The organism is Hyphomicrobiaceae bacterium, assembly GCA_041397645.1.
Lineage (GTDB): Bacteria > Pseudomonadota > Alphaproteobacteria > Rhizobiales > Hyphomicrobiaceae > Hyphomicrobium_B.
In genome coordinates, this window is the sequence record JAWKWE010000005.1 from 135,181 (window position 1) to 150,516 (window position 15,336).

The window sequence follows — 15,336 nt, forward strand, 5'->3', positions numbered from 1 at the left end:
TATCTGCCTATTCGCGCCGTCTGCCTGTTTCGTGTTAGGCTCGCGGCCGTTTTGCTGGGCTCAAGCGTGTGTTTGTCAGCCAGCGCGGACCCACGCAGCCCCCTGCGCCTTCAATTTTGCTTTTGCCCTATACGCGCCGCCTTTGTCACGTGCGCCGTTCGCGCTAAGAAGGTTTTTCCTAGCGAATCTGAAGACGACCAAATTGTGATTATTTGAAGCCGTGGGCAAGCCTTACGGCAGGAAGAGCACCCGAATTGACCCGTACGCCACAGCCGTTCTGGAAAACGAAGACTTTGGAGCAGATGAGCCGTGAGGAGTGGGAATCGCTCTGTGACGGTTGCGGGCGGTGCTGCCTTGTTAAATTGGAGGATGAGGAAGACGGTCAGATCCACCTGACACGTCTGTCCTGCCGGCTGCTGCATGTGCGCTCGTGCCGGTGCTCGCGCTACGAAGAGCGTTTTTCGCTGATGCCGGATTGCATAGAGATTACGAGAGAAAAAATCGCCAAGATCACATGGCTTCCGGTGTCTTGCGGATATCGCCGCATCCAAGAGGGGCGTGATCTGGCGTGGTGGCACCCGCTCGTTTCGGGTGATCCGGAAACCGTGCATCAGGCCGGAATTTCGGTGCGCAGCTTCGCTATGAGCGAAGCGCGCGTGAAGGAAGTGAACTACGCCCGCTACATCATCGACGATTTCGAGCCCGCGTGAGTTGGCTAAGGCCGAGGATAGGATGGGGCGGGCGAGCAATTTATCCCCGCGGGATGCTGCTGCGGTACACTGGAGAATTTTGCAGTATATTCTGAAATTAATATGTGAAATCAATATGATAGATCGAAATTGGCATTGACAGCGTAACGGTCTTGAGGCATAGTTCGACTATACCTCGCAATGTGTTTGATGATCAGCCTCGCTCTCAAAGCGAATAGCTTTTCAAAAGCTTCTGATCTGACAAGCATACCGCCTGCCAGATCAGGCGGCGTGGCGGAAATACCAACAACCTGTGAGATCAGCACCATGGCGGACCCTACCGGCTCGGCTCGCGCGGGCGCACGCAAAGGTGTGTCCAAGGGCCCGGCCCGGGCGAAGGCCAAAGGCGCGTCCAAGCGCTCGGCGGTTCGCCCGAAGGACCTCGTGCGCCGGATCTACAACACAATCGACAAGGAGCTGACCAAACTCGAAGGTCACAAGGGCGCTTCGAGCCAGGATCGCGAGCGCGCCTCGCGGGCCCTGTCGCAAATGGTGAGCAGTCTAGAGAAAGCTGTGGAGATGCAACGCGAACTGACCAAGCAGACGACGACCACCATCAAGGGCCGCGATAAGGAGGCGCTGAAACATGCGGAAGAATTGCGCCGCGAGATTGCGGACCGCCTTGAGCGCCTCCATCGCAAGCGGACAGCTGCAAAGTGACCTCGCTGAACTGAGCGCCAGAGAGCTTCAATTCCTTCGCTACGATTGGCAGCTTTGGGCGCGCGATGATCAGTTGGAGCCGTTAGATGAGCTGCGCGCGGAAGGGCAAGCCCAGGAGGCGTCGCCGCTCTGGCGGGTGTGGATGCTTCTGGGGGGGCGCGGATCCGGCAAGACGCGGGCTGGTGCAGAATGGGTCCGTGCGAAAGCCTGCGATCCTGAAAGCGGCCACGAAGCTCGCATCGCCCTGGTGGGCAAAACGATTGGCGACGTGCGCAGCGTGATGATCGAAGGCGTGTCCGGCCTGCTGGCCATTCATCCCGCGCATGAGCGGCCCGCTCTGGAGATTTCGAAAAAGCAACTGACGTGGCCGAGTGGTGCGATTGCGCAGATGTTTGCCGCCGACGAAGCAGAGGGCCTGCGTGGACCGCAATTCACGCACGCTTGGTGCGATGAGTTGGCCAAGTGGCATCGCGGCGAGCGTGCGTGGGACATGCTGCAGTTCGCGCTGCGGGTCGGCCAGGCGCCACAAGCTGTGGTGACGACGACGCCGAAGCCGCTTCGGTTCTTGAAAAAGATCATGGAGGATACCGCAACCGTGACGGTCAGACTTGCGACCACCGACAACGCGAGCAACCTCGCGCCTGCTTTTTTGGCAGAGATGAACCGTCGATATGCAGGCTCTGCGCTGGGCCGCCAGGAGTTGCAAGGCGAGATTGTAGAAGACGCCGAATATGCGCTGTGGCGACGGCACTGGATCGAGGAAACCCGCATGGCGCACGCCCCCGAGTTGGTGCGCGTGGTCGTGGCGCTCGATCCTCCGGTGACGTCTACGCGTGCGTCCGACGCTTGCGGAATTGTGGTTGCAGGGCTCGGCGAGGATAAGCGCGCCTATGTGCTTGCAGATCGTTCGCTGCAGGGACGCGAGCCCAACGTGTGGGCCAAGGCTGCCATCGCCGCCTATGACGAGTTCGGCGCCGACGCACTCATCGCCGAAGTCAATCAGGGCGGTGATCTGGTGGCCGGCGTGCTTCAGCAGTTCCGCGCCGGTGTGCCCGTGCGCAAAGTGTACGCAACGCGCGGCAAATATCTGCGCGCCGAGCCTGTTGCCGCCCTCTACGCGGAAGGACGCGTTGTGCATATCGGTCGCTTGGAACGGCTTGAAGATCAGATGTGTGCGTTCGGGCCTGACGGCAAAGTCGATGGCCGCAGCCCCGATCGGGTCGATGCATTGGTGTGGGCGCTGACCGAGCTGATGCTGTCTGGCGGCTCGCCGAGGATGCGAATGCTGTGATCGGGTTCTTCGGCTTTCCCAAGGGGAGCGAGGACTCGAAGGCGATTTAGACCAGAGGACAACTGAAATGATGCTTGTACCCGACGCCCTGCGGCGCTGGATGGTTGGCCGCGCACTGTCATCGTTGGGGGCTTCTGCGGTTTTGGCGGGCAGTGAGAGCGCGTCTGCCGAAGCGAAAGCTTCACGCGCCAATGGGCTGGTCGCGATTGAGTCTCTTGGCGAGCCGGTCTGGAGCCCACGCGATTATGGTGCCTTTGCGCGTGAAGGCTTCATGCAGAATGCAATCGTGTATCGCTGCGTGCGTATGATTTCGGAAGCGGCGGCCTCAATTCCTCTGCTACTCTATCGTGGTAACGAAGAGATCGAGCGTCATCCTTTGCTCGATCTCATGCGTAGCCCCAGCTACGACCACACCGGGCAGGATTTTCTGGAAAGCTGGTACGGCATTCTGCTGGTTGCAGGCAACGCCTACGTCGAAGCAGTTGCAGTAGGAGGTGAGGTCCGCGAACTGCATATTCTGCGACCCGACCGGATGAAAGTGGTTCCTGGGCCGGACGGCTGGCCTGAAGGCTATGAGTACTGCGTCAGTGGTCAAACAGTGCGCTTCACCGACGAAGTTGTGCCCGGAGTGAGGCCGATCCTGCATACGCGGCTTTTTCATCCCGCCAACGATCATTATGGCTTGAGCCCGATCGAAGCTGCCGCGACCGCGATCGACATTCACAATCAGGCCTCCAGATGGAACAAGGCGCTGCTCGACAATTCGGCGAGGCCATCGGGCGCTCTGGTTTACGCAGCCGCTAACGGCTCAATGACGGCCGAGCAATTCGAGCGACTGAAGCGCGAGCTTGAGAATTCTTATCAAGGCGCAATGCATGCGGGCCGCCCGCTCTTGCTTGAAGGCGGGCTGGACTGGAAGCCATTGTCGCTCAGTCCCAGGGATATGGACTTCATCGCGGCGAAGAACAACGCCGCCCGTGAAATTGCACTCGCTCTTGGCGTACCGCCTATGCTGCTCGGCATTCCGGGCGACAACACATATTCGAACTACGCAGAAGCTCAGCGGGCGTTCTGGCGGCAAACCGTGCTGCCTCTCGTCAATCGAATGACTCGGGCGTTCTCTCTGTGGCTGGCCCCGTCTGATGTCGGCATCGGGCCTCAAGGTGGCGATTTGGTTCGGCCGCTTGGGAATGAAGGGGTGTCGCTGGAGCTGAAACCAGACCTTGACCAGGTCGAGGCATTCAATCCCGAACGCGATGCCCTGTGGGCGCGGCTGCAGGCGGTGTCCTTCCTGACCGAAGATGAGAAGCGGATCGCCGCTGGTTACGGTCCGCTGAAGGAGACAGATACAGAAAGCGCGAACGGGCCCAGGTGAGGCTTTTCCAGCCCGACAAATTCCAAGCAAACAATTGACCAACGGAGCGAACATGAGTGCGCGCGCCCACTTCCTCATGCCTGCAAGCGCGGACGTGAGCGAACCAGCCAGGCTGGAGACGAAGGAGATCCTGGAAGATGGCACCTTCGAGGGCTACGCCAGTCTTTTCGACGCCGAGGATATGGGCCGTGACGTGGTGATGCGCGGGGCTTTCTCTGAAAGCCTGCGTGCCAAGGGCGCATCGGGGATCAAGATGCTGTTCCAGCACGATCCGTCGGAACCCATCGGCGTGTGGGAAGAGATAAGGGAAGACGCGAAAGGGCTTTATGTGCGCGGCCGTCTGATGACGGCGGTTGCAAAGGCGCGCGAGGTATTGAGCTTGATGCGGGCAGGCGCGCTCGACGGCCTTTCGATTGGCTTCAAGGCGCAGCGCACCCAACGCGATGCGCGCACCGGCGTGCGCCGGATACTGAAACTCGATTTGTGGGAAATCTCCGTCGTCACCTTCCCGATGCTGCCGAGTGCACGGGTCGCAACCGTAAAAATGCCGCCGCTGGTGCGCGGCAGCGTGACGACACGGGACTTCGAGCGGTGGCTTACGCGGGACGCTGGGCTGACGCGCAGCGAGGCGCGCGCGCTTGCGCGTGGCGGCCTTAAAGAGCTGAAGACGCTGCGAGAGGCGCGCCTTTTGCTGGACGATGATCCGCATTTCGCCGCCCGCGTGCGGGCCGCGGCGCGGATGCTGAAACAGTAGTCAGACCTCAAAGGAAAATTGGACATGGATACGACCTCCCTTGAAACCAAGGGCGTGGGCGGGGAAGCCGCGCGCGCCATCGACGAATTCATGGAGGCTTTCGAAGCCTTCAAGGAAACCAATGACGCACGCCTTGCTGAAATCGAACAGCGTGGCGCCGCAGATGGCGTGCGCGAGGAAAAGCTGGCGCGCATAGAGGCAACGCTCGACACGCTCTCGCGCAAGGCGCAGCGTCCGCAACTCGGCGCGTCGTCCGTGCAGGCTGGCGATGTCGCGCACAAGACTGCATTTGATGCCTATGTGCGCAAGGGCGATGCCGCGCGCCTCGTCAAGCTGGAGGAAAAGGCGCTTTCCGTCGGCTCAGGCCAGGACGGCGGCTATCTGGTTCCCTCTGAAACGGAAGCGGCCGTCAACCGCCTGCTGAAGGCGATCTCGCCGATCCGTTCGATTGCGGGCATCCGCACGGTTTCGGGTTCGGTCTACAAACGCCCCTTCGCAACGACGGGTGCGGACTCGGGCTGGGTCGCTGAAACGGCGGCGCGGCCCCAGACCAATACGCCCGTGCTCGCCGAACTTTCATTCCCGACCATGGAGCTTTACGCCATGCCGGCAGCGAGCGCGTCGCTGCTCGACGACGCTATTGTGAATATCGACGAATGGCTGGCAGAGGAAGTTCGCATTGCCTTTGCCGATCAGGAAGGCGAGGCTTTCGTCAATGGTGATGGCGTCAACAAGCCCAAAGGCTTCCTCACGTACACTACGGTCGATAACGCTTCGTGGTCGTGGGGCAACCTAGGCTACGTGGCAACCGGCGTTTCTGGCGACTTCCCGGCTTCGGACGCAGGCGACAAGCTGCTCGATCTGATCTACGCGGCTAAGGCGCCATATCGCGCCAACGCACACTTCGTGATGAACCGCTCCACTCAGGCCGCTATTCGCAAGATGAAGGACGGCCAGGGCAATTACCTGTGGCAGCCGTCGAACGCACCTGGAGAACTGCCCTCGCTGATGGGCTACGGCGTGGTCGAGTGTGAGGACATGCCGAACATCGCCGCCAACTCTTTGTCGATCGCGTTCGGCGACTTCTCGCGCGGCTACCTCGTCGTTGATCGCGCCGGAATCCGCGTTTTGCGCGATCCATTCTCGGCCAAGCCCTACGTGCTGTTCTACACGACCAAGCGCGTGGGCGGCGGCGTGCAGGACTTCGACGCGATCAAGTTCATGAAGTTCGGCGTCAGCTGAGGCAGCGCTTCCACTGGTGTCTTGAGGGCCGGCGTTCGGATGGGCGCCGGCCCTTTGCCGTTGCAGACAACTCATTCCTCGCAGGTTCTCCTCCCGCCTGCGGGGCGTCTGGCGGCGGGGTCGCGCCACCCCGGCGATCCCGCCGCCGATTTTCACGCGCATGGGAACTTTCAAAGGATTTTGCGATGGCACTCGTGATGACGAGCGCGCCCGCTTCCGAGCCGGTGACGGTGGAGGAGGTGAAGGCGCATTTGCGTGTGGATGGCGCGGCGGAAGACGTGCTCATCGGCAGTCTCATTCTCACGTCGAGGCTGCATATAGAAGCCGCGCTTGCACTCGCCTTGATCGATCAGAGCTGGACGTTGCAGCTCGATCGTTGGCCACGCGGTGGCGAAGTCGAAATTCCCATGTCGCCCCTCAATGCGATTACAAGCGTGCGTGTAAAGGGAGCGGACGGAAACTCGATCACAGTTCCCCAGACCAGTTATCTGGTTGACCTTGCATCAAAGCCGCCGCGACTGGTTTGGAACTCGACCACCCGGCCCGATCCTGGCGTGCCCGCGATGGGCATAGAGATCGCTTTCGAAGCTGGCTTCGGTCCCAATCCCGCGCATGTGCCAGCCCCTATCAAACACGCGCTGCTGCTGTTGATTGCGCATTGGTACGAACACCGCGAGGCCATCGACGTCGGCTCCGGCTCGGCACGCATTCCCGAAGCGGTTTCGGATCTGATCGCGCCGTTCAGGAAGATCCGTCTATGACAACACAGATCGAAGCTGGCGATTTGCGTCATCGCGTCTCCCTCGAACGCCCCGTGCGAAGCAGTGACGGCGGCGGCGGATTTTCCATCACGTGGGTTCGGATTGCGGAGGTCTGGGCCGCTGTGTGGCCACGGAGCTTGGATGAAAGCCTCTCGCTCGATCGCGTAGCAGGCCGCGCCACGCACGATGTCTGGATGCGCCATCGCACGGACCTGAAGCCTGAAATGCGCCTGCGCCTTGGTTCGCGCACGTTCGATGTCCGTGGAGTTCTCGACGTTGAAGAGCGCGGGCGATGGCTCAAATGTGTCGTGGAGGAGCGCGACCTCTGAGATCGCGCGAAATCAGTCGGTATGGAGGTTATGAGATGTCGAGTGCAGGATTTGCGCTTCAACAGGCGCTTCATGCCCGTTTGACCAATGATCCGAACGTGGTTGCGCTTCTGGGCGGCCCGCGCGTCTATGATGACGTGCCTGATCGCGCGCAGTTTCCCTACGTCACCATCGGGCAGACGACGGAGCGGGACTGGTCGACGGGAAGCGACAACGGCAGTGAGCATACGCTGACGTTGCATGTTTGGTCGCGCGCCGCCGGTCGCCGGGAAGCGAAGGCCGTCATCTCCGCTGCCCGCACCGCGCTGCACGACGCTTCACTCGTGCTCGACGGTCATCGCCTCATCAACCTGCGGCACGAATTCTCCGACGCACGCCGCGATCCTGACGGCGAGACGTTTCATGGCACCGCGCGCTTTCGCGCTGTGACCGAACCGCTTTGAGTTTCTCCGGCGTCAGTCGGGTGAACGGTAAGCCCTTTTCCCGCATCTGCGGGGAGGGGCGTTGGTTTGTTACGCACAATAGAAAGATCGCATTATGGCAGCACAGAAAGGCAAGGACCTTCTTCTGAAGGTCGATAGCACGGGGACTGGATCGTTCACGACCGTCGCCGGTTTGCGCTCGCGAAGCATCGCGTTCAACGCGGAAAGCGTAGAAATCACCCACGCGGAAAGTGCCGGCCAGTGGCGCGAACTGCTGGAAGGTGGCGGTGTGAAATCCGCGCGGGTGACCGGATCGGGCGTCTTCAAGGACGCAAGCTCGGATGCGTTGATACGTTCCTACGTGTTCAACGGGACGATCCGAAATTGGCAGATAGCCGTGCCGGACTTCGGGATCATCGAGGGACCTTTCCATATCTCGTCTTTCGAGCTGTCGGGGCGTCACGACAATGAGGTGGCGTTCGATGTGGCGCTGGAGAGCGCGGGCGAACTTGTCTTCACCGCGATCTAAATTAGTGCGCAGCGTTGCAAGCGAGAAGGGAGAGGCCTCATGGCAAATAAATATCGCGGCGAGATCGCAGCTTATCTCGACGGCACGCAACATCGCCTAGTGCTTACGCTCAACGCGCTTGCGGAGCTGGAGGCGGCTTTCGGTGACGATGACATGGTGGCGCTCGCGGAGCGTTTCGACAGCGGGCGGCTGAAGGCGAACGACTGCATGCGCATCATCGGAGCCGGCTTGCGCGGCGCTGGCTATGCGATCACGGACGCGGAAGTTGGAAACATGCAGGCTGATAGCGGTGCAGCCGGGTTCGTCTCCATCGTCGCCAGACTATTATCGGCGACATTTGCGGGCGATAGCGAGCCTCCCACGAGCAACGACGCGAGCGGCAGGCAGGCAACGGGGCAAACCCCTGGCCCTTTCCCTGGGACGACGTGATGGCACTCGGCCTCGGCGTACTCGGCCTTCCGCCTGACACGTTCTGGACGATGACGCCCCGCGAACTCGATGCAATGCTGCGCGGTCGTTTCGGCGACGGCGCGAGCAGGCAGGCGCTGTCGCGCCATGAGCTTGCAAATCTGATGCAGCAGTTCCCCGACGACGGAGTGTGAAGCCATGAGCAGCGGCGATACGACGGGTTCAAGCGGTACGTTCTCCAGCATGGGCGACCTTGCGATTTCGGCAGCGCTGGCTACGGATCAAACACGCGCGCTGCGGCTTGAAATCGATGCCGCAGACCGAGCTGGCAGGCGCTTTTCAAGCTCGCTGCTTGGCGCGTTCGAGGGGCTCGCCTTCAAAGGCAAGAGTCTTGGCGACACCTTCAAGTCGCTGGCGTTGAGCCTCTCGCAGGTGGTTCTGAAGGCTGCGTTCGCGCCAATTCAGGCAGGTATCGGATCTCTCGTTTCCGGCGCGCTCAAAGGGGGATTGGGATTTGCAAAGGGTGGGGCGTTTCAGCGCGGCAATGTCGTGCCATTTGCGTCGGGTGGCGTGATCTCCAGCCCCATCACGTTTCCGCTGGCAGGTGGTCTCACCGGACTTGCCGGTGAGCGCGGTGCGGAAGCCATTCTTCCACTCACCCGCGGACGCGATGGAAAGCTCGGCGTCGCTGCCTCGGGAGCAAGCACGCCGTCCATCACGGTGAATATTTCGACGCCCGATGCGGAGAGCTTTCGCAAATCGGAGACGCAGGTCGCCGCGATGATTGCTCGGGCAGCCGCATTGGGCCAACGCAATCTGTGACCCGCTGCTCTGAAGTGTGAAGCGACGGGTGCTTGAAGCCCCCTCGCAGCGAATGGATCGAAATAAGCAGGCTAGATATGAGCTTTCACGAAGTTCGCTTTCCCACCGCTATTTCGCGCAACGCGCAGGGCGGACCGGAGAGGCGCACCGACATCGTCGTGCTCGGATCCGGGTACGAGGAACGCAACAGTCGCTGGGCAGATAGCAGGCGCAACTACAACGCGGGCTACGGTATCAAGTCGACGGACGATCTGCATGCCGTCATAGCATTTTTCGAAGAGCGTCGCGGCCGCCTGCATGGCTTTCGCTGGCGCGATCATGCCGATTGGAAATCATGCGGTCCGCAAGGCGAGCCGAGCGCGTTCGATCAGGAGATTGGCATCGGCGACGGCGTGGCAGCGACGTTTCAGCTGACCAAGCAATACGGCGCGACGTTCGCACCCTATCAGCGCCTCATCAAGAAGCCGGTGCAGGGCAGTGTCCTCGTCGCGGTCTCAGGCGCTGTGAAAGCGCAAGGAACGCAATTCGTCGTTGACGACACCACGGGCGTGGTGACGTTCCTCCCCGGTTCGCTTCCTGCGGCAGGGGACAGCGTGACGGCCGGGTTCGTCTTCGATGTGCCGGTCCGCTTCGATACCGATAAGCTTGAGATCAACTTATCGGGCTTTGCTTCCGGCGCCATTCCCAACATTCCCATCGTTGAGGTGCGGCTGTGAAGGATCTAACCCCAGGCCTGCAGGCTCATCTCGATAGCGGCACGACGACACTATGCTGGTGCTGGCGGCTGACGCGCAACGATGGCACGGTGCAGGGCTTTACCGACCACGATCGCGCCTTGAGCTTCGACAGCACGACGTTTGAAGCCTCGTCTGGCTTTACTGCCAGCGAGATTACAGATGCTCTTGGGTTGTCGGTCGACAACCTCGAAGTGACCGGGGCGCTTAGCTCGGCTTCTCTGAGTGAAGACGACCTCGCGGCGGGCCGTTACGATGATGCACGTGTCGAGATCTTTCGGGTCAATTGGAAAAATCCCGATGAGCGCGTGGTCATGCGAACCGGCAGTCTGGGTGAGGTGCGCCGCGCCGGTAATAGCTTCACGGCGGAGGTGCGCGGCCTTGCCCACTATCTTCAACAACCCAAAGGGCGGCTGTTTCAATATACCTGCGATGCCGATCTTGGCGACGCGCGGTGCGGGGTAGATCTTGATACACCAACCTTCAAAGCGATAGGCACGATAAGCACGGTGTTGTCGGCACGCAAATTCCATCTCACCGGGCTCGATGGCTATGAGAGCGGATTTTTCGCGCGAGGGCTTGCGCGTTTTTCAGGCGGTGCGTCGGATGGTTTGGCAATAGAGATCAAAAGCCACGTCAAATCGGCAGGCATCGTGAGCTTGGAGTTGTGGAGCGAGGCGTCTGGTCCGCCCAACGTCGGCGACGCCATCATAGTGACGGCGGGCTGCGACAAGCGCATCGAGACTTGTGCCACGCGCTTCGCCAATGCCGTCAACTTCCGCGGCTTTCCGGATATGCCGGGGAACGATTTTCTTACCCGCATCGCCAGTAGGCGGGCAGCGTCATGAGCACGTCGGTGAGTTCGGGGCGCATTGTTGCGTCAGCGCGCAGCTGGATTGGGACGCCATACCATCACCAGGCCTGTCTCAAGGGTGTCGGAGTCGATTGCCTGGGGCTGGTCCGAGGCGTATGGCGCGAGATCTATGGATGCGATGCCGAAACGCCGCCTGCCTATTCGCCTGATTGGGCCGAGGCCGATCAGACAGAGCGGATGTTGGCTGCGGCGCGGCGTCATCTCATTGAAGTCGACGCCGGCGCGCAATTGCCCGGCGATGTCGTGATCTTTCGGCTGAAACGCGGCGTCGTCGCCAAACATGCGGCGATCCTCTCGGGCCCTGGCATCATGATCCACGCCATGGAAGGCGTACCTGTCAGCGAAGTGGTGATGTCATCATGGTGGCAACGGCGGGTCGCCGCCGTCTTTAGATTTCCAGGAGCATGACACATGGCGACCCTTGCACTCGCAGCCGTTGGCGCTGCGGCTGGTAGCGCGCTGCTGCCTACCGGAATTGGAATTCTCGGTGTAACGTTGTCCGGCGCCACGCTAGGCAGCCAGATCGGCGCACTGGCGGGATCGTTCATCGACAACGCGCTGTTTGGGAGTTCTGGCGCAAGCCGCGCCGTTGAGGGCCCAAGGCTCAGCAATTTGCAAATTACAGCCTCGACCGAGGGGGCCAACATTCCGCGCTTGTACGGTCGCGCGCGTCTGGGCGGTCAAGTGATCTGGGCGCAAGATTTTGAAGAGGAGATCGTAACCAGCACTCAGTCATCGGGTGCAGGTAAGGGCGTTGGTGGCGGCAGCGCCGGCACCAAAGTTACCGAGTATCGCTACTATGCGAGCTTCGCCGTTGCGCTTTGTGAAGGCCCCATCACACGCATCGGACGCGTTTGGGCCGACGGTCAAGAGATCGATTTATCGAGTATGACCTGGCGGCTCTACACGGGCACGCAAACTCAGCAGCCCGACGGCCTGATCTCAGCAAGTCTTGGCGCGCCATACGCGCCGGCATTTCGTGGGGTTGCCTACATCGTGTTTCAGAAGCTGGCGTTGGCGGAGTTTGGAAACCGCGTGCCTCAGTTCTCCTTCGAGGTCTATCGCGGTGTTGCGGGCGGTGAGCAAGACATTCGCGGCGTTGTGATCATTCCGGGCTCAGGCGAGTTTGTCTATGCCACGGAGCCGGTGGAAAAGCGCGTGCTCGAAGGCGTCTCTGAAGCCGTCAACGTCCATATGCGCCAAGCGGCGACCGATTGGGAAGCAGGCATCGATCAGCTTCAGGCTACGCTGCCCAATGCAGAGTCGGCGTCATTGGTCGTGAGTTGGTTCGGGACCGATCTGCGTGCCAACGCATGTCAGATCGTGCCTGGCGTGGAAGATGGAAGCACGCAGACCGGACCATTGCAGTGGTCGGTCGCTGGTGTATCGCGTGCGAACGCCTATCAAGTTTCTTTGAAAGACGGACGACCTGCCTATGGCGGGACGCCATCCGATGAAACGGTGATCGCAGCAATCCGCGATCTGGCCGCGCGCGGGTTCGCCGTAACGTTGACGCCTTTCGTGATGATGGATGTTCCCGAAGGCAATGGCTTGCCAGATCCATATGGCGGATTGGAGCAGGCGGCTTATCCCTGGCGGGGACGCATCACCTGTCATCCGGCACCGGACGTAGCTGGATCGCCGGATAAGACTGCGGCCGCCGCCACTCAGATTGCCGCTTTCGTCGGAACTGCGGCGCCGTCGAACTTCTCTCTATCGGGAGACACGGTCGTTTACTCCGGACCTAACGAATGGTCCTACCGGCGCATGGTGTTGCATCAGGCTTATCTCGCCAAGGCGGCTGGCGGCGTCAGCGCCTTTCTCATTGGCACGGAGCTGCGCGGATTGACCTGGGTGCGCTCAGGGCCTGGTCTGTATCCATTTGTCGATGCACTTACGAGCATAGCTCAGGATGTGAAGACGATCCTCGGGCCCGGCGTGAAGGTGTCCTATGCCGCCGATTGGTCGGAATATTTCGGGCATCAGCCCGCCGATGGCAGTCATGATGTCTATTTCCACCTCGATCCATTGTGGGCCTCGCCCGCGATCGATGCGATCGGCGTCGATGTGTACTGGCCTCTGTCCGACTGGCGCGACGGGCGTGACCACGCCGACTACGTTGCGGGCTATCGTTCGATCTACGATCTGGAGTATCTGAAGTCGAATGTGCAGGGTGGTGAAGGGTATGATTGGTACTATGCCTCCCAAGCGGATCGCGACGCACAAACGCGCGCACCGATCAACGACGCCTTGGGAAAGCCGTGGATTTATCGCTACAAGGACGTGAAGTCCTGGTGGCTCAACCCGCACTTCAATCGTCCTGGCGGTATCGAGAGTTCGACGCCGACCGCGTGGGTGCCACAGTCCAAACCGTTCTGGTTCATGGAGGTTGGCTGTCCTGCCGTCGATAAGGGCGCCAATCAGCCCAATGTGTTCGTCGACCCTAAGAGTTCGGAGAGCGAATACCCCTATTATTCGCGGCGCACGCGCGATGACTTCATGCAGAGGCGTTTTCTGCAGGCCTTTATCGAGGCTTTCGATTGGACGAAGGACGGCTATATCGCCGGCGCCAATCCCGTTTCGACGGTGAGCGGCGCGCGCATGGTCGATGTCGCACGCACGCATATCTATTGTTGGGATGCGCGGCCCTATCCTGCATTTCCCCAGCAACGCGACATCTGGGGTGACGGCGACAATTGGCAGTTCGGACATTGGTTGAATGGCCGTCTCGCCAGCGCACCGCTCTCCGAACTCGTGCAGCAGATGCTGGCCGACTATGAGTTCGAGGCCTTCGAGGTCGGCGGTTTATTTGGTGTCGTGCCAGGATACGTCATTGACCGTATCATGGCGGCGCGCGATGCCCTCCAGCCGTTGGAGTTGGGATACTTCTTCGACAGCATAGAGAGCGCAGGCAAGATCCACTTTCGACATCGTGCAGGCGAAGCAGCCGTTGCAGAGCTCGATGTCGATGAACTCGTCGAGACCCGACCAGGCGCGGGCTTGCTTTCTCTGACGCGCGGTCAGGAAACGGAATTGCCGGCAACCGCGAAGCTGCGCTTTATCTCGGCGGAACAGGACTATCAGCAGGCAGTCGCCGAAGCGCGTCGGCTGTCTAGCGCGAGTGGACGGACGGCGCAAGCCGATCTTGCGATCGTTCTCGATGCGCCACTTGCAGGACAGATTGCCGAGACGTGGCTGTTTGAAACGTGGGCCGCGCGCGAGCGCGCAAGCTTCGTTCTTCCCCCAAGCGCGCTTAGTGTCGAGCCCGGCGATCTGGTGCGATTGACGAAAGACGGTCGCGAACGTCTCGTGCGCGTGACTGAAATTACGGAGGGTAATGCCCGTTCCGTAACGGCGCTCGCAGCGGACCCGGACGTCTATGGCGCGGTTCTGGTTTCTGACCGGCCCGCGCGCGCTACGATACCGGTACAGATAGGATCGCCTACTCTCGCCTTTCTCGATCTGCCCTTGCTCACCGCGACGCAAGAGGAAGCGGACGGGTTTGTGGCGTCGGTACAGATCCCATGGCCTGGCGGCGTTTCGTTGTATGCCTCAGCTCAAACGACGGGCTTTGCCCTCAAGGCGCTGATCAGCGCGCCCGCCACTATGGGGCGCACGCTTTCGACGCTGGCAGGCGGACCAGAGGGCCGGATTGATTGGGCGAACCGCATCACTGTTCGGCTTTCGCACGGTGCGCTGACATCGGCCGATCTGGTCAGTGTACTCGGTGGCGTCAATACCGTAGCCATCGAAACATCGCCTGGGGCTTGGGAAGTTGTTCAATTTCTCAATGCCACACTGGTGGGGGCCTCGACCTACGAACTCAGCGGTCTGTTGCGTGGCCAGGCGGGAACAGGCGAGGCGATTGCTGCCCTGCTGGACGCAGGCTCGCGCTTCGTGCTGCTGGACGGCGCCGTGCATAGTGCGGGAATTGGCTATGATCAGATTGGCCTTCCCTACAACTGGCGCTACGGGCCTTCCAATCGCGGCATCGGTGATGCGTCCTATAATACCGAGGTCCATGCGTTTGCGGGTGCTGGATTGCGACCCTACGCGCCCGTGCATATTCGTGGTGCGCGGTCCGTGGGCGGCGATTTGACCGTGACTTGGGTGCGTCGCACGCGCTCTGGTGGTGACAACTGGGACGCAGTTGATGTCCCGCTTTCAGAAGAGAATGAAAGCTACGAGGTCGATATTCTCTTTGGATCGATCGTCAAACGCACGATCGCCGTTTCGTCTCCGAGCGTCCTCTACAGCGCGGCTCAACAGATTGCTGACTTCGGCAGTGTGCAGGCGTCCGTGAGCCTACGCGTGAGCCAGATGAGCGCGCGTTATGGCCGCGGCAGCGCAGGCACCGCGATCCTCTGATTGCAATCTTCTTCAAAC

General features: G+C 60.8%; 17 protein-coding genes. All 17 read left to right on the forward strand.

Annotated features, from left to right (window positions below):
• Positions 1–254 precede the first annotated feature (254 nt).
• The 17 genes from R3D51_14485 (at position 255) to R3D51_14565 (ending at position 15,318) form a co-directional block, all read left to right on the forward strand.
• Positions 255–710: a YcgN family cysteine cluster protein gene (locus tag R3D51_14485; protein MEZ5900688.1), complete on the forward strand. Its 456-nt coding sequence runs from the start codon at positions 255–257 to the stop codon at positions 708–710.
• 306 nt (positions 711–1,016) lie between these two features.
• Positions 1,017–1,409, forward strand: a complete 393-nt coding sequence (locus tag R3D51_14490; GenBank protein MEZ5900689.1) for a hypothetical protein — start codon at positions 1,017–1,019, stop codon at positions 1,407–1,409.
• The gene (locus R3D51_14495; protein ID MEZ5900690.1) at positions 1,336–2,700 is read left to right on the forward strand and encodes a terminase family protein; all 1,365 of its coding nucleotides are present in this window, start codon (positions 1,336–1,338) and stop codon (positions 2,698–2,700) included. The genes R3D51_14490 and R3D51_14495 overlap by 74 nt, the downstream gene beginning before the upstream one ends.
• 67 nt (positions 2,701–2,767) lie before the next feature.
• A complete protein-coding gene (locus tag R3D51_14500) occupies positions 2,768–4,075 on the forward strand; it encodes a phage portal protein (protein MEZ5900691.1) in 1,308 nt (435 codons plus the stop codon).
• Positions 4,076–4,151: 76 nt separating this feature from the next.
• Entirely contained in the window at positions 4,152–4,829 is a 678-nt protein-coding gene (locus R3D51_14505; GenBank protein MEZ5900692.1) for an HK97 family phage prohead protease, read from the forward strand.
• A 24-nt stretch (positions 4,830–4,853) separates the two neighbouring features.
• Positions 4,854–6,071: a phage major capsid protein gene (locus R3D51_14510; protein MEZ5900693.1), complete on the forward strand. Its 1,218-nt coding sequence runs from the start codon at positions 4,854–4,856 to the stop codon at positions 6,069–6,071.
• A 185-nt stretch (positions 6,072–6,256) separates the two neighbouring features.
• Positions 6,257–6,832 (forward strand): head-tail connector protein, encoded by a 576-nt coding sequence (locus R3D51_14515; GenBank protein ID MEZ5900694.1) that lies wholly within the window; start codon positions 6,257–6,259, stop codon positions 6,830–6,832.
• Positions 6,829–7,161 carry a phage head closure protein gene (locus R3D51_14520; protein ID MEZ5900695.1) on the forward strand — a complete coding sequence of 111 codons (333 nt, stop codon included), beginning with the start codon at positions 6,829–6,831 and terminating at the stop codon, positions 7,159–7,161. Before R3D51_14515 ends, R3D51_14520 begins: the two co-directional genes overlap by 4 nt.
• A gap of 35 nt (positions 7,162–7,196) precedes the next feature.
• Positions 7,197–7,604, forward strand: coding sequence for a DUF3168 domain-containing protein (locus R3D51_14525; protein ID MEZ5900696.1), 408 nt, complete (start codon positions 7,197–7,199; stop codon positions 7,602–7,604).
• Positions 7,605–7,698: 94 nt separating this feature from the next.
• A complete protein-coding gene (locus R3D51_14530; protein MEZ5900697.1) occupies positions 7,699–8,112 on the forward strand; it encodes a phage major tail protein, TP901-1 family in 414 nt (137 codons plus the stop codon).
• A gap of 39 nt (positions 8,113–8,151) precedes the next feature.
• Positions 8,152–8,541 (forward strand): gene transfer agent family protein, encoded by a 390-nt coding sequence (locus R3D51_14535; GenBank protein ID MEZ5900698.1) that lies wholly within the window; start codon positions 8,152–8,154, stop codon positions 8,539–8,541.
• Positions 8,541–8,714, forward strand: a complete 174-nt coding sequence (locus tag R3D51_14540) for a phage tail assembly chaperone (protein MEZ5900699.1) — start codon at positions 8,541–8,543, stop codon at positions 8,712–8,714. Before R3D51_14535 ends, R3D51_14540 begins: the two co-directional genes overlap by 1 nt.
• A 4-nt stretch (positions 8,715–8,718) precedes the next feature.
• Entirely contained in the window at positions 8,719–9,342 is a 624-nt protein-coding gene (locus tag R3D51_14545) for a phage tail tape measure protein (GenBank protein MEZ5900700.1), read from the forward strand.
• A gap of 77 nt (positions 9,343–9,419) precedes the next feature.
• Positions 9,420–10,058: a DUF2460 domain-containing protein gene (locus tag R3D51_14550; protein ID MEZ5900701.1), complete on the forward strand. Its 639-nt coding sequence runs from the start codon at positions 9,420–9,422 to the stop codon at positions 10,056–10,058.
• Positions 10,055–10,924 (forward strand): DUF2163 domain-containing protein, encoded by an 870-nt coding sequence (locus R3D51_14555; protein MEZ5900702.1) that lies wholly within the window; start codon positions 10,055–10,057, stop codon positions 10,922–10,924. Before R3D51_14550 ends, R3D51_14555 begins: the two co-directional genes overlap by 4 nt.
• Complete coding sequence (locus tag R3D51_14560) at positions 10,921–11,358, forward strand: NlpC/P60 family protein (protein MEZ5900703.1); 438 nt, start codon at positions 10,921–10,923, stop codon at positions 11,356–11,358. The genes R3D51_14555 and R3D51_14560 overlap by 4 nt, the downstream gene beginning before the upstream one ends.
• Positions 11,359–11,361: 3 nt before the next feature.
• A complete protein-coding gene (locus R3D51_14565) occupies positions 11,362–15,318 on the forward strand; it encodes a glycoside hydrolase/phage tail family protein (GenBank protein ID MEZ5900704.1) in 3,957 nt (1,318 codons plus the stop codon).
• Positions 15,319–15,336: the final 18 nt, after the last annotated feature.